12 protein-coding genes and 1 pseudogene are annotated in these 14,466 nt (G+C 74.1%); 6 read left to right on the forward strand and 7 right to left on the reverse strand.

What is annotated here, in order from left to right:
• Positions 1–38: 38 nt before the first annotated feature.
• Together GD880_RS06255 and trhA are read right to left on the reverse strand one after the other, a co-directional pair.
• A pseudogene (locus GD880_RS06255) lies at positions 39–881 on the reverse strand (PPK2 family polyphosphate kinase); the annotation flags it as partial.
• Between the two features lie 52 nt (positions 882–933).
• Complete coding sequence (gene trhA, locus GD880_RS06260; protein WP_152230765.1) at positions 934–1,632, reverse strand: PAQR family membrane homeostasis protein TrhA; 699 nt, start codon at positions 1,630–1,632, stop codon at positions 934–936.
• A gap of 193 nt (positions 1,633–1,825) precedes the next feature.
• Between trhA and GD880_RS06265 the strand changes: the two genes are divergently transcribed.
• Both GD880_RS06265 and GD880_RS06270 read left to right on the forward strand, forming a co-directional pair.
• Positions 1,826–2,584 (forward strand): isoprenyl transferase, encoded by a 759-nt coding sequence (locus GD880_RS06265; RefSeq protein WP_152230766.1) that lies wholly within the window; start codon positions 1,826–1,828, stop codon positions 2,582–2,584.
• A gap of 632 nt (positions 2,585–3,216) precedes the next feature.
• A complete protein-coding gene (locus GD880_RS06270) occupies positions 3,217–4,521 on the forward strand; it encodes a PhoH family protein (protein WP_226909434.1) in 1,305 nt (434 codons plus the stop codon).
• Between the two features lie 246 nt (positions 4,522–4,767).
• Here GD880_RS06270 and GD880_RS06275 read toward each other — a convergent pair whose 3' ends face one another.
• Both GD880_RS06275 and GD880_RS06280 read right to left on the reverse strand, forming a co-directional pair.
• Entirely contained in the window at positions 4,768–6,081 is a 1,314-nt protein-coding gene (locus GD880_RS06275; RefSeq protein WP_152230768.1) for an NAD(P)/FAD-dependent oxidoreductase, read from the reverse strand.
• 40 nt (positions 6,082–6,121) lie between these two features.
• A complete protein-coding gene (locus GD880_RS06280; protein WP_152230769.1) occupies positions 6,122–6,772 on the reverse strand; it encodes a carbonic anhydrase in 651 nt (216 codons plus the stop codon).
• A 228-nt stretch (positions 6,773–7,000) separates the two neighbouring features.
• Between GD880_RS06280 and GD880_RS06285 the strand changes: the two genes are divergently transcribed.
• Genes GD880_RS06285 through GD880_RS06300 form a run of 4 tightly spaced genes read left to right on the forward strand, consistent with a single transcriptional unit; the run spans position 7,001 to position 11,419 of the window.
• Complete coding sequence (locus GD880_RS06285) at positions 7,001–8,287, forward strand: extracellular solute-binding protein (protein WP_152230770.1); 1,287 nt, start codon at positions 7,001–7,003, stop codon at positions 8,285–8,287.
• Positions 8,284–9,273, forward strand: coding sequence for a carbohydrate ABC transporter permease (locus tag GD880_RS06290; RefSeq protein WP_152230771.1), 990 nt, complete (start codon positions 8,284–8,286; stop codon positions 9,271–9,273). The genes GD880_RS06285 and GD880_RS06290 overlap by 4 nt, the downstream gene beginning before the upstream one ends.
• 2 nt (positions 9,274–9,275) lie before the next feature.
• Complete coding sequence (locus tag GD880_RS06295) at positions 9,276–10,115, forward strand: carbohydrate ABC transporter permease (protein ID WP_152230772.1); 840 nt, start codon at positions 9,276–9,278, stop codon at positions 10,113–10,115.
• Positions 10,116–10,144: 29 nt separating this feature from the next.
• Complete coding sequence (locus GD880_RS06300; protein WP_152230773.1) at positions 10,145–11,419, forward strand: ABC transporter ATP-binding protein; 1,275 nt, start codon at positions 10,145–10,147, stop codon at positions 11,417–11,419.
• Between the two features lie 124 nt (positions 11,420–11,543).
• Here GD880_RS06300 and GD880_RS06305 read toward each other — a convergent pair whose 3' ends face one another.
• From GD880_RS06305 to xseA, 3 genes are read right to left on the reverse strand one after another with little or no spacing between them, the layout of a single operon-like run.
• Positions 11,544–12,686, reverse strand: a complete 1,143-nt coding sequence (locus tag GD880_RS06305; protein ID WP_152230774.1) for a carbohydrate kinase family protein — start codon at positions 12,684–12,686, stop codon at positions 11,544–11,546.
• A complete protein-coding gene (locus GD880_RS06310; protein ID WP_152230775.1) occupies positions 12,683–12,997 on the reverse strand; it encodes an exodeoxyribonuclease VII small subunit in 315 nt (104 codons plus the stop codon). The genes GD880_RS06305 and GD880_RS06310 overlap by 4 nt, the downstream gene beginning before the upstream one ends.
• Positions 12,998–13,009: 12 nt before the next feature.
• Positions 13,010–14,428 (reverse strand): exodeoxyribonuclease VII large subunit, encoded by a 1,419-nt coding sequence (xseA, locus tag GD880_RS06315; RefSeq protein WP_152230776.1) that lies wholly within the window; start codon positions 14,426–14,428, stop codon positions 13,010–13,012.
• Positions 14,429–14,466 lie beyond the last annotated feature (38 nt).

A 14,466-nucleotide genomic window follows, 5' to 3' on the forward strand; every position in this document is an offset into this window, starting at 1 on the left:
CGCTCGGCGGTCGCCAGCGCCCCGGCGCTCATCGTCGCGGCGAGGCGGTGCTTCTGCGTCTCCAGCCGCCACGAGGGCCTGGGCCAGTCGAGGTCGAGGTCCACCAGCGCCTGCGTGAGCAGCTCGGTGACGGCCAGGCGCGCGTACCACTTCTTGTCCGCGGGCACGACGTGCCAGGGGGCGGCGTCGGTGGAGGTGTGGGTGAAGACGTCGGCGTAGGCCTGCTGGTAGGCGTCCCACTTCGCGCGGGTGTCGACGTCCCCGGGGTTCCACTTCCAGCGCTTGTCCGGCCGGTCCAGCCGCTCCATGAGCCGCACGCCCTGCTCGTCGCGGGAGACCAGGAGCGCGACCTTGACCACCGTGGTGCCGCCGTCGACGATCTCGCGCTCGAAGCGGTTGATCTCGGCGTAGCGCCGCGACCACACCCACTCCTTCACCAGGCCCTCCACCCGCGCGACGAGCACGTCCTCGTAGTGGGAGCGGTCGAAGACGCCGATCAACCCCGGCCCGGGCAGCGCCCGGCGCACCCGCCACAGGTAGTGGTGGCGCCGCTCCTCCGCCGTCGGCACCCCGAAGGCCCGCAACGCCACGCCCTGGGGATCGACCATGCCGATGACGTGCCGGACGATGCCGCCCTTGCCGGCGGTGTCGAGGCCCTGGACGACGAGCAGGACGGCCCGCCGCCCCCCGGTGCGGCCGTCGGCGAAGAGCCGCTCCTGCAGCTCCGAGAGCAGCCGGCCGCGCTCGACCACGTACTCCTCAGCGGCGTCCTTGCCGGCGTCCCACCCGGGGGTCGCGCCGCGGTCCAGCGCCGCGAGGTCGAGGTCCGGTGCCGGCCGCAGCAGCGGCCGGGGGTCCTGGTGCCAGCCCGCCGCGCCCATGGTGCTCCCTCCCGTGCCGGCAGCGTAGCCCCGCCGGCCGGCGCGGACCCGGTCAGCCGGCGGGGTGGGCGGCGAGGAAGACGGCGACGTAGTGGCACACGAAGCCCACCACCGTGCCGACGTGGAAGATCTCGTGGAAGCCGAACCACCGCGGGCTGGGGTTGGGCCGCTTGAGGGCGTAGACCACCGCGCCGAGGGTGTAGGCCAGCCCGCCGGCGGCGACGAGCCAGACGACGGCCGGCCCGCCGCTGGTCCAGAACCGGGGAAGGAAGCCGACGGCCACCCAGCCGAGCGCCACGTAGATCGGCACGTAGACCCACCGCGGGGCGGAGAGCCACACCAGCCGGGCGGCGATGCCCAGGACCGCGCCGACCCAGACGACCACGAGCAGCACGGTGGCGGTGGCCCGGTCGAGCAGCAGCACGGCGAGCGGGGTGTACGTGCCGGCGATGAGCAGGAAGATGTTCGAGTGGTCCATCCGGCGCAGCACGGCCGTCGCCGGCGGCGACCACCGGCCGCGGTGGTACACCGCGGAGGTGCCGAAGAGCACCACCGACGCCGCCGCGAACACCGCGGTGGACACCCGCCCGGCCGGCGTGGGGGCCAGCGCCACGAGCACGATCCCGGCGGCCAGCGCGAGCGGCGCCATCCCGGCGTGGATCCACCCGCGCAGCCGGGGCTTGACGGCGTCGGCGAGCTGGCGCACGCCCGCGCCCGGCGGGGCGTCGGACACGGGATGAGCGGCTGCCATGGGACCTCCAGGTCCGGCGGAAGAGTAGACGGGACGGGGTCACGTACCGCCCCGAACCACAACCTACGCTACCGTAGGTTCGCGGGGCATTCCTCTCGCGGCGGTAACGTTCCTCCAGCGGGTCCGGACGTCAGCCCCGGACCCCGGCGCGGCCTCCGGCCGCGGACGGCCGGAGGGGAGTGTCGAGCGGATCGTGCCTTCAGCGGGACTGCTGTACCAGCTCTACGAACGTCGTCTCGTCAGAGGGCTGGACCGGGCGAACGTCCCCAGGCACGTCGGCGTCATCCTCGACGGCAACCGTCGCTGGGCCCGCGGGCTCGGTGCCCCCGTGGCCCACGGGCACCGGCGCGGGGCGGACAAGATCTCCGAGCTGCTGCACTGGTGCGAGGACGCCGGCGTCGAGGTCGTCACCCTGTGGATGCTCTCGACCGACAACCTCGACCGCGACCCCGCCGAGGTCGGCGAGCTCTTGGAGATCATCGCCGGGGCGGTGGATTCGATCGCCGCCTCCGGCCGCTGCCTGCGCGTCATGGGCGCGCTGGACCTGCTGCCCGAGCCGGTCGCGGCGCGCCTGCGGGCCGCCGAGAGGCGCGTTCAGGGCCGGCCGGGCCTGCAGGTCAACGTCGCCATCGGCTACGGCGGGCGGCACGAGATCACCGACGCCGTGCGCGCGTTGCTGCGCGAGCGGGCCGCCGCCGGGCAGAGCATCGAGGAGGTCGCCGCCGAGATCGGCGTCGATGACATCACCGACCACCTCTACACCCGCGGCCAGCCCGACCCCGACCTGGTCATCCGCACCTCCGGCGAGCAGCGGCTCAGCGGCTTCCTGCTGTGGCAGTCGGTGCACAGCGAGTACTACTTCTGCGAGGTCTACTGGCCGGACTTTCGCCGGGTGGACTTCCTGCGTGCGCTGCGCGACTACGCCCAGCGCGAGCGGCGCCTCGGCCGCTGACCCGCCCGCCGACGGGCGCCGGCGGCTCGCGTCGCACCCACGGGTGGCGGCACCACCTCCGAGCGCGGCGGCACCACCTCCGGGCGGGGCCGCAACACCCGCGAGCGTCGCGGCACCCCTGGGAGCGGGCGCGCCAGAATGCCACAAGTGGTGCAGGTGGGGCCCACGTGACGGGCGAAACCGTCACACCTGGTCACTCCAGCACCACTCGTGGCGTTCCAGGTGCGGTTCTCCGGCGACCTCCGGCTGACGTTCCCCGGTGACCTCCGGGTGAACAGCTGCCCTCACCCCTGGGGCTCGGGCGTGTTTGTGGAGGACGCCGGGCGTTCCCGGCCGTACCGTGCGACGTGACGGACGGCACACCAGCCGCCCTCCGGGAGGTCAGCCCATGCAGCAGCCAGCTGTGGACGGGAGGGACCGGCCGGTCCCTCCGGGCCGGCCTGTCGCCCCCACCACGCCCGGCGGCCCGCGACCCGCGGGCCCGCCGCGCAGCTGAGCTCGGCGCCACGGCGCCGGAGGGAGCCCTCGTGAGCATCGATCGCACCATCAGCACCCCGCAGCACGCCGCCGCCCCCGCGGCCGGGGCCGCCGTCGCCGCGGAGCTCGGCGTCGCCGAACCCGTCGGCACGGCGCTGCGCACCTACGTGCTGGACACCTCCGTGCTGCTCTCCGACCCGCGCGCGTTCCTACGGTTCGCCGAGCACGACGTCGTCGTGCCCGTCGTCGTCGTCACCGAGCTCGAGGCCAAGCGGCACCACCCCGAGCTGGGCTACTTCGCCCGCTCGGCCCTGCGCCTGCTGGACGACCTGCGCGTCAGGCACGGCCGGCTCGACAGCGCCGTGCCCGTCGGCGACGACGGCGGCACGGTGCGCGTCGAGCTCAATCACTCCTCCGACCAGGTGCTGCCGTCGGGTCTGCGCCTGGGCGACAACGACACCCGCATCCTCGCCGTCGCGGCCAACCTGGCCGCCGAGGGGCACGCGGTCACCGTCGTCTCCAAGGACCTGCCCATGCGGGTCAAGGCCTCCGCCGTGGGTCTGCGTGCGGAGGAGTACCGCGCCCAGCAGATCCTCGACACCGGCTACTCCGGGATGACGGCGGCGGAGCTGACCGAGTCCGAGATGGCGCAGCTGTGGGGGGAGGAGAGCGTCGACGTCGCAGACCTGGCGACCCCGGGGGACGTGCCGACGCAGCCGGTCAACACCGGCGTGGTGCTGCACTCCCCGCGCGGCTCCGCCCTGGGCCGGCTCGGCGCGGACGGCCGGATGCACCTGGTCCGCGGCGACCGGGAGGTCTTCGGGGTGCGCGGGCGCAGCGCGGAGCAGCGGGTGGCCATCGACCACCTCACCAACCCCGACATCGGCATCGTCTCCCTCGGCGGGCGCGCCGGGACCGGGAAGTCGGCGCTGGCCCTGTGCGCGGGGCTGGAGGCGGTCATGGAGCGCCGCGAGCACCGGAAGGTCGTGGTGTTCCGGCCGCTGTACGCGGTGGGCGGGCAGGAGCTCGGCTACCTGCCGGGGGACCAGGCCGAGAAGATGAACCCCTGGGCCGAGGCGGTCTTCGACACCCTCGGTGCGCTGGTGGCCCCGGAGGTGCTCGAGGAGGTTCTCTCCCGGGGGATGCTCGAGGTGCTGCCGCTGACCCACATCCGCGGCCGGTCGCTGCACGACGCGTTCGTGGTCGTCGACGAGGCCCAGTCCCTCGAGCGCAACGTCCTGCTGACGGTGCTCTCCCGCATCGGGCAGAACTCCAAGGTGGTGCTCACCCACGACGTGGCCCAGCGCGACAACCTGCGGGTGGGCCGCCACGACGGCATCGCCGCCGTGGTCGAGGCGCTCAAGGACAAGGAGCTCTTCGCGCACGTCACCCTCACCCGCTCCGAGCGCTCCGCCGTCTCGGCGCTGGTCACCGAGCTGCTCGAGGGCGTCGACATCTGAGCCGGCCGCGCGGATCGCGCCACAAAGTCCACGAGCGGCCGGCGACACGCCGGCGACACGCCCGGCCCAGGCCGGGCGGGGAACCCGCGAGGCGGACATTGTGGCGCGATCCGTCGGTGGCGCGCGTGCCGGCGCCCGTCTCCGGGGCCCGGCGCGCAGCACGCTGTGGCCGGCGGTGCCGGTCGGCGCGGAGGCCCGCCGGCAGGTCGGTGGGCGCGATGGCCGTGGGCGTGAGGCCCGCTGGCGTCACCGCAACGGGTCGAAGGACCAGAGCTCGGCCGGCACCTCGCCGCGGGTGACCAGGTCGGCGACGAGCTGACCGGTCAGCGGGCCCAGCGTGATGCCCCACATGCCGTGCCCGCCCGCCGCCACCACCCGCGGGGCGCGGGTGGGGCCGATGAGCGGCAGGCCGTCGGGGGTGACCGGGCGCGAGCCGACCCACTCGTCGGCGCGGTCGTCGAGGTCCCCGGCGAGCAGCGGCCGGACGGCGTCGACGATCGCCGTGATCCGGCGCGGGTCGAGCGGGTCGCCGGGCCGGCGGAACTCCATCATCCCGGCCACCCGGTAGCGCCCGCCCAGCGGGGTGCACGCCACCCGCTGGGTGGGGAAGTACAGCGGCATGGACGGCATCGGGTCGACGGGGATGGAGAAGGAGTAGCCGCGGCCGGCCTGCACCACCATCCGCACCCCGAAGGGCCGCGCCAGCTCGCCCAGCCACGCCCCGGTCGCCAGCACCACGACGTCGGCGGGCAGGATCTCCTCCCCGTCGCGCCGGGCCGGCGGGGCCTCGGTCTCGCTGCCACCCGGCACCGGCCGGGTGGGGCGGGTACGCACGAGCGCCGGGCGGGTGTCGGTGCCGCCGTCGACGGCCAGGACCCGCACCCCCTCGCGCAGCTCCACGCCCGCCGCCACCACCGCGTCGGCCAGCGCCAGCATGTAGCGCGGCGGGTCGATGAAGCGGGTGCCCGACAACCGGATCCCGGCGGTGACCGCGGGGCTCAGCGCCGGGGCCAGCGCCCGCAGCTGCGCGCCGTCGAGCAGTTCGGCGTCCACCGGCTGGCCGGCGGCGCGGATCGCGGCGAACTCCTCGAGCAGGTCCCGCCGCTGGCCTGGGCGCCGGTAGCAGGCCAGGAAGTCGCCCGTCGGCACGGTCGGCTCGGCGACGCCGCCGGCGGCGAGCACGTCGAAGGCCTCCAGCGCCCGCCGGTTGAGCGGGACGTAGGCGGACATGGCCCGCCGCCAGGACCGGCCGGTGCTGTGCCGGACGAAGCCGAGGAGGAAGCGCAGCAGGCCGAGGTCGGGCCGCAGCGGGACGTATAGCGGGGAGGCGGGGGAGACCAGCGCCCGCACGCCCGAGCGCAGGATGGCCGGCTCGGGCAGCGGGGTGGTGATCGGCGGGGTGAGCCAGCCGGCGTTGCCCCACGACGACCCGGCGGCCACGTGGTCCTGCTCCAGGACGGTGACGTCCAGGCCCGCGCGGCGCAGGAACCAGGCGGTGGACAACCCGACCATGCCGGCGCCGACGACGACGGCGCGACGCGGGGACCCGGAGGTGCTCATGCGGGTCATCCTGTCCGATGACGGCGGCCCGCGCCGCGGCTTACAGCTCGCCGATCTGGTGGACGAGGTTCGCGGTGCCGTCGGCCAGCGTGTACTCCACCCCCACGATCGTCAGCCGGCCCTCGGCGACGGCGGCGGCCAGCGACTTCGAGTAGTCGTGCAGCATGCTCACGGTCGCGGTCACGTGCTGGCGGCGCAGGTCGCCGTCGTCGGCCAGGCGCACCCCGCGGTCCGCCTCGGCGGCCGGGGCGGCGCCGTCCGCGGTGGGCGCCAGCAGCGAGGGGATGACCCGGTCGACCACCGCCCGCACGAACCCGGTGGGCATCTGGCCGGTGAGCAGCGCCTGGGTGGCCGCGCCGACGGCGCCGCACCGGTCGTGCCCGAGCACGACGACGAGCGGGGCCCCGAGCACGTCCACGCCGTACTCGATGGAGCCGATGACCGTGGTGTCGAGCACCTGCCCGGCGGTGCGGACGACGAACAGGTCACCGAGGCCCTGGTCGAAGATGATCTCGGCGGCCACCCGCGAGTCGGAGCAGCCGAAGAGCACCGCGTAGGGGTGCTGGTCCTGCGCCAGGGCCGCCCGCCGGTCGGCGCCCTGGGACGGGTGCTGCATGCGGTCGGCGACGAAACGGGCGTTGCCCTCCTGCATGCGCTGCCATGCCTGGGCCGGGGTGAGGTTGGTGCTCATGGCTGCCATCTTTCCACCGTGCCCGGTGGGCCTCTGCGGTGGGCCTCTGCGGCGGGCCTCTGCGGAGGGCCCCAGGCGGAGCCCACCAAGGCCGCTAGGCGCCGCCGTCCCCGCCCCCTGGGCTGCAGCCCCGCAGGCCAGGGGGCGGACGGCACCCGTCGCCTCTCCGGTGGCGGGGAACGGTCGTTCGCGGTTTCCTGAAGACCGACGACAGGTGAAGGAGGTCACGTGCGACGGCGCAGACTGGTGGGGGCGAGCCTGGCGCTCGCCGTGGCCGCGGGCATAGCCGCCTGCTCCGCCGAGGCCGGCACCCCCACGCTGACGTGGTACATCAACCCCGACAACGGCGGCCAGGCCGAGATCGCCAAGCAGTGCACCCAGGAGGCGGGCGGCAGGTACCGCATCGAGACGTCCCTCCTGCCCCGGGACGCCGCCTCCCAGCGCGAGCAGCTCGCGCGCCGGCTGGCCGCCAAGGACAGCTCCATCGACATCATGAGCCTGGACCCGCCGTTCATCCCCGAGCTCGCCGAGCCCGGGTTCCTGGCCCCCGTGCCCCAGGACGTCGCCCAGAAGACGACCGACGGCGTGGTGCAGGGCGCCATCGACGGCGCCAGCTGGAAGGGCGAGCTGGTGACGGTGCCGTTCTGGGCCAACACCCAGCTGCTCTGGTACCGCAAGTCCGTGGCCGAGGCCGCCGGGCTCGACATGACCAAGCCGGTGACCTGGCAGCAGATCCTCGACGCCGCGCAGAGTCAGGGCAAGCTCGTCGCCGTCCAGGGCGCGAAGGCGGAGTCCCTGACGGTGTGGATCAACGCCCTCGTCGCCTCCGCGGGCGGGCAGATCGTCACCAACCCGGAGGCGCCGGGCACCGAGATGCAGCTCGGGCTCGACTCCGACGCCGGGCGCAAGGCTGCGCAGATCATCGGCGACATCGGCAGGTCCGGCATCGGCGGGCCCGGGCTGCCCACGGCGGACGAGTCCGCCTCGCTCACGCTGTTCCAGGGTGACAAGGGCTCCTTCATGGTCAACTGGCCGTTCGTGTGGTCCTCGACCGTCACCGGCGTCGAGCAGGGGACCTTCGACAAGGCGCTGCTCGACGACATCGGGTGGACGACGTACCCGCTGACCGACGAGGGCGGCAAGCCGACCCCGCCCTACGGCGGGATCAACCTCGGCGTCGGCGCCTTCAGCAAGCACCCGGACCTCGCCTACCAGGCCGCGGAGTGCATCGTCACCCCCGAGCACCAGGCCACCTACTTCGCGACCAACGGCAACCCGGCCGCGAACACCAAGGCCTACGACGATCCTGCGGTGCAGGAGGCCTACCCGATGTACCAGGAGATCCGCGACTCCCTGCAGCAGGCGGTGCCGCGGTCGCAGACGCCGTACTACAACGAGGTCTCCACCGGCCTGCAGCAGACGTGGTACCCGCCCAGCAGCGTCGACCCGGACACCACGCCGCAGAAGTCCACGGATCTCATCACCTCCGTCCTGCGAGGGGAGAGCCTGCTATGAGCTCGGCAGTCCCACCGGCGGCGCCCCAGCGCCAGGCCGCGCCGGCCCCGGTCGTGACGGCGGGCGGGCAGCCCGGGCCGGCGGGCGGGATCAGCGAGCGCACCCGGTCCGAGCGGCGGCTCGGCTGGTGGCTGGCCGGGCCCGCGTTCGCGGTCATGCTGCTCGTCACGCTGTACCCGATCCTGCAGGCGGTCTACGACTCGCTGTTCGCCTTCCGCCTCACCGCCCCCGACGAGCGCCGGTTCGTGGGCCTGGGCAACTACGCCGTCGTGCTCTCGGACCCGGTGTGGTGGCGTGACCTGGCCGTGACCGTGTTCATCACCGTGGTCACGGTGGTCATCGAGCTGGTCCTCGGGTTCGCGCTCGCCATGATCATGCACCGGGCGCTGCGGGGCCTGCGCGGGCCGCTGCGCACGGTGATCCTCGTGCCCTACGGCATCATCACCGTCGTCTCGGCGTTCGCGTGGTTCTACGCCTTCGACGTGACCTCCGGGTACGTCAACAGCTGGTTCGACTGGGTGCCCGGGATCAGCCCGGACCTCAACTGGTTCGCCAGCCAGGGCACGTCGCTGTTCGTCATCATCGCCTCCGAGGTGTGGAAGACGACGCCGTTCATCTCCCTGCTCCTCCTCGCCGGCCTGGCGCAGGTGCCCGGCGACATGGAGGAGGCGGCCAAGGTCGACGGCGCCACCTCCTGGCAGGTGCTCAGCCGGGTGATCCTGCCGAACATGAAGGCGTCGATCATGGTGGCGGTGCTCTTCCGGGCCCTGGACGCCTTCCGCATCTTCGACAACGTCTTCATCATGACCAACGGCGCGAACGGCACCGAGACGCTGTCGCTGCTGGCCTACCGCACCTCGATCGGCCGGCTGGAGATCGGGCTCGGCTCGGCGATCTCGGTGCTGCTCTTCCTGTGCGTGCTGCTCATCGCCTTCGGGGCGATCAAGCTGTTCAAGGTCGACCTGTCGAGCGCGAGGGGGGAGTAGCCATGCGCCTCACGACGCGGCAGAAGGTGGCCTGGACGATCATCGCCGTCCTGGTGGTCGTCTACGCCCTGTTCCCGGTCCTGTCGATCTTCATGACCTCGCTGAAGGCCAGCAGCGAGATCAACTCCGGCACGTTCCTCCCGCCGCACCCGACGTGGGAGAACTACACCCAGATCCTCGTCGGGTCCGCCCAGAGCCTGTTCCTGCCGGCGCTGCGCAACTCCATCGGCATCTCGCTGATCGCCACCGCGATCGCCGTCGTGCTGGCCACGTTCTGCGCCTACGCCATCGCCCGCCTGGACTTCCCCGGCAAGCGGATCATCCTCACCACCGCGCTGGGCGTGTCGATCTTCCCGGTCATCTCGATCGTCACGCCGCTGTTCAACCTGTGGCGCAACATCGGCCTGTACGACACCTGGCCGGGCCTGATCATCCCCTACCTGTCCCTGACCCTGCCGATCTCCATCTGGACCCTGTCGGCGTTCTTCCGGCAGATCCCGTGGGAGCTGGAGCAGGCGGCGCAGGTGGACGGCGCCACCCCGTGGCAGGCGTTCCGCAAGGCGATCGTCCCGCTGGCCGCGCCCGGGGTGTTCACGACGGCGCTCATCGCGTTCTTCATCGCCTGGAACGACTTCGTCTACGGCATCTCGCTGACCTCCACCAGCGCCGCCCGGCCGGTGCCCGCCGCGCTGGCGTTCTTCACCGGGGCGTCGTACTTCGAGGAGCCCACCGGCGCCATCTCGGCCGCATCCATCATCGTCACCATCCCGGTCGTGATCCTGGTGGTGCTGTTCCAGCGCCAGATCGTGTCCGGACTGACCCAGGGCGCCGTCAAGGGCTGACCGCCCTGGCCCGAAGGAGGAGAGCCCCAATGGCATCCATCACCATGGACCACATCGTCAAGCAGTACGGCGACGGGTTCCCGGCCGTCAACGACGTGTCCCTGGCGATCGACGACGGCGAGTTCGTCATCCTCGTGGGGCCCTCGGGCTGCGGGAAGTCCACGCTGCTGCGGATGATCGTCGGCCTGGAGGACATCACGTCGGGGACCATGCGCATCGGCGACGAGGTCGTCAACGACAAGGCTCCCCGCGACCGCGACCTGGCGATGGTGTTCCAGAACTACGCCCTGTACCCGCACCTGACCGTCTACGAGAACATCGCCTTCCCGCTGCGGCTGCAGAAGGGCCACTTCAGCAACGAGGAGATCGACCAGCGGGTGCGCCGCGCCTCGAGCCTGCTCGAGCTCGACGAGCACCTGAACCGCAAGCCGGCGAACCTCTCCGGCGGGCAGCGCCAGCGGGTCGCCATGGGCCGCGCGATCGTCCGCGAGGCCCGGGCGTTCCTCTTCGACGAGCCTCTGTCCAACCTCGACGCCAAGCTGCGCGGGCAGATGCGCACCGAGATCGCCCGCCTGCAGCGCAACCTGGGGATCACCACGGTCTACGTCACGCACGACCAGACCGAGGCCATGACGCTGGGCGACCGCGTGGCGGTGCTGCGCCGCGGGATCCTGCAGCAGGTGGCCAGCCCGCGGGCGCTGTACGAGCAGCCGGTGAACCTCTTCGTGGCCGGCTTCATCGGCTCCCCGCCGATGAACTTCCTCGCCGGGTTCGTCGACGGCGACGTCCTGCACCTGCCGATCGCCGACGTGCCGATGGACGACCGGCTGCGTGCCGCGATCGGCGACCGGGAGCTGGTCATCGTCGGCATCCGGCCCGACGGCTTCCAGGACGCCGACGGGCTGGCCGCGGACAAGCGCGCCCGGGGGGTCGGCTTCGAGGCCAACGTCGACGTCACCGAGTGGCTCGGCGAGGTGCTCTACGCCTACGTGCCCTACCAGATGCACGACGAGGTGCGCGGCAAGCTCGAGGAGCTCGACCGCGAGCTCGAGGGCGAGGGCGTGCGCTCGCAGCTGGTCGTCGCGCTCGACGCGGCCAGCCCGATCGGCGACGGCGACGTCGCGACCCTGTGGTTCGACCCCGCGACGATCCACGTCTTCGACCCCGACTCCGGGGAGAACCTCACCCGCGACGAGGCCCGCGCCGTCCAGCTCGACGAGGCCGCCCAGCGGCAGCGCCAGCGGGCCCTGGAGCGGGCCCGGCAGCGCGCCGCCGAGCGGGAGACGGCCACCCAGCCCGCCTGACACCACTCCGTGCTCCCGCCGCGGGGCGCCAGCGTCCCGCCGGGGGCCCGCCAGCATCGTCAGTCGCCGAAGAAGACGCCCAGACGTTTCCGCGGGAACGTCGGGGCGTGGCGGCGGCCGCGCGCTACTCGGCCGTCAGCTCCGCCCGGGTGGGCGGGTTGGCGCCCTCGCGGGAGACCGTGATGGCGGCGACTCGGGCGGCCTCGTCCAGGACACGCTCGAGCGTCGCGGCGTCGATGGACCGTAGCGCCTCGCGCCGGTCGGCGCCCATCAGCCCGGCCGCCCAAAGTCCGTCGAGGAGCCCCGCGGTGAAGGAGTCCCCGGCGCCGACGGAGTCCACCACCTCGGCGGGCGCCGCCGGGACCTGACGCTCGAGGCCGCCGGCCGTGACGGCCCAGGCGCCGTCGGGGCCGTGGGTGACGACGACGAGCGCCGGGCCGGTGGCCAGCCACCGGCGCGCCACCTCGTGCGAGTCGGCGCCGGGGGCCAGCCAGGCGAGGTCCTCGTCGGAGACCTTCACGACGTCCGCCTGCGCGACCAACCGCTCCACGACGGGCCGGGCGTCGTCCGCGTCGCCCATGAGGGCGGGCCGGACGTTGGGGTCGTAGCTGATCGTGGCGACGGCGCGGTAGCGGGCCACCGTCTGGGCAACCGTGGCGGCGCCGGGCTCGAGCACCGCCGCGATGGACCCGGTGTGCAGCACGACCGGCGCGACGAGCGGCTCGGGGACCGGCGGGGCCCACTCGAGGTCGAACTCGTACGTCGCGCTCCCGGCGGCGTCCAGCCGGGCGCGGGCGGTCGAGGTCCGGCCGGCCCGGGCCGACGCCGCCGAGAGCCGGACGTTCTCCAGCTCCAGGTGCGAGCGCAGGACGCTGCCGTGCGGGTCGGCGGCGAACCAGCTGACCAGCTCGACGTCGCGGCCGAGCCGGGCGAGGCCTACGGCGACGTTCGCCGGGGAGCCGCCGGGGTGCCCGGAGGGCTCCTCGCCGGGGCGTTCGACGATGTCGATGAGCGCCTCGCCGACGACGAGCGCCGCGCCGTCGTCGTGCTCGCCGGGCAGCGTGTGGTCCCCGGGCCGGTAGGCCAGGGAGGTGGCCGGCGGGCGGGCGGTGAGCTCCGGGTCGTCCGTGGGCCGGAAGGGGTCGTGCGCGGCCGGCGCCTTGGGCGACCGGCTGGGCACGTCCTGGGCGCCGCCGCCCGGGGTCGTGCCCGCGCTCGGCGCCGGCGCGGCGTCGTCGGGTCCGGCGGACCGGGGGCCCTGGCTCATGCGTCCTCCTCGCCGAGACCGGCGGCGGCGTCCTCGAGGCGGGCCTCGCGCTCGGCCTCGGCGTTCTGGGCCGAGGGCGCGCGGCGCTCGCCGTCCCCGGCGCGCGCGGCGTCCAGGCGCTCGCGGGCGCCGTCGAGCCAGGCCTGGCAGCGGGCCGCCAGCGCCTCGCCGCGCTCCCACAGGGCCAGGGCGTCCTCCAGCGTGGTCGAGCCGGCCTCGAGGCGGTGGACCACCTCGATCAGCTCGTCGCGGGCCTGCTCGTAGGACAGGCTGGACACCTCCGGCCGCTCGGTCGCGTCTGTCTGGCTCACTAGTTCAGTCTCCTACAGGGCTCGGGCGTCCGCAGACGGCTCGGTCTGGCCGTCTGTGGTGGGGGTGGACGGCGCGGTCCGGTTTTCCGCAGCCGGCTCGACCGGCGCGGGGCGGTCTTCCGTAGCCGAGTCGACCGGCGCGGGGCGGCCCGCCGCGCCCGGGTCGGTCGCCGCCGTCTGGCCCACGACCTCGACGCCGAGCCGGCCGGACGCGAGCAGCGCCTCGAGGCGCTGGCCGGTCTCGACGTCGTCGGCGGAGCGGACCACCCGGCCGGCGTCGTCGCGCAGGACGGCGTAGCCGCGGGCGAGCGTGGCGGCGGGGGAGAGGGCCCGCAGCTGCGACCGGGCGCCGCGCAGCTCGTCCGCCGCCCGGTCGGTGCGCCAGGTGACCGCCCGCAGCGCGGTGGCGCGCAGCCGCCCGACCTCCTCCGCCCGGGCGGTGACCAGCGCGTGCGGGTTGGCCACGACCGGCCGGGTGCGCAGGTGGTCGAGGCCGCGCTGCTCGGCGGCCAGCCGCCCGGTGACGGCCAGCCGGATGCGCTGGCGCGCCTGGGCCAGGCCGCGGCGCTCCTCGGTGACGTCGGGGACGATGCGCTTGGCGGCGTCGGTGGGGGTCGACGCGCGGTAGTCCGCCACCAGGTCCAGCAGCGGGCTGTCCGTCTCGTGCCCGATGGCAGAGACCAGTGGGGTGCGGCACGCCGCCGCGGCCCGCACCAGGGCCTCGTTGGAGAAGGGGAGCAGGTCCTCCACCGCCCCGCCGCCGCGGGCGAGGACGATGACCTCCACAGCCGGGTCGGCGTCGAGCTCGCGCAGCGCGGCGACCACCTCGGGCACGGCCCGGGCGCCCTGGACGGCGACCTCGCGGATCTCGAAGCGCAGCGCGGGCCAGCGGGCGTGGGCGTTGACGACGACGTCGTGCTCGGCCTTGGACTCCCGGCCGCACACCAGTCCCACACAGCGGGGGAGGAAGGGCAGCGGCACCTTGCGGTCGGCGTCGAACAGCCCCTCGGCGGCCAGGACGCGCTTGAGGTGCTCGATCCGGGCGAGCAGCTCGCCCACGCCCACCGGGCGGAGCTCGTCGGCCTGCAGCTGCAGCGAGCCGCGCTTGGGCCAGAACGTGGGCTTGGCGTGGACGACGACGTGCGCGCCCTCCTCCAGCCGCGTGGGCATCGCGGCGAGCACCCGGGCCTGGACGGCGACCGGGAGGGACATGTCGGCGTCGGTGTCGCGCAGCGTGAGGAAGGCCAGCGTGGCGCCCGGGCGGCGGTTGAGCTGGACGACCTGTCCCTCGACCCACAGCGGCGCCATGCGCGCGACGTAGTCGTTGATCTTCGACGACAGCAGCCGCACCGGCCACGGGTTCTCCGCCGTGGTCTCCAGGGCGCGCGCGGCCAGGCGGCGCGGGGCGGGGGTGCCTTCGGTGCTGCTCACGTCCCCACCCTCTCACCGCCCGCCGACGCCGGGCACGA

The sequence above is a fragment of the Georgenia ruanii genome (assembly GCF_009193175.1).
Lineage (GTDB): Bacteria > Actinomycetota > Actinomycetes > Actinomycetales > Actinomycetaceae > Georgenia > Georgenia ruanii.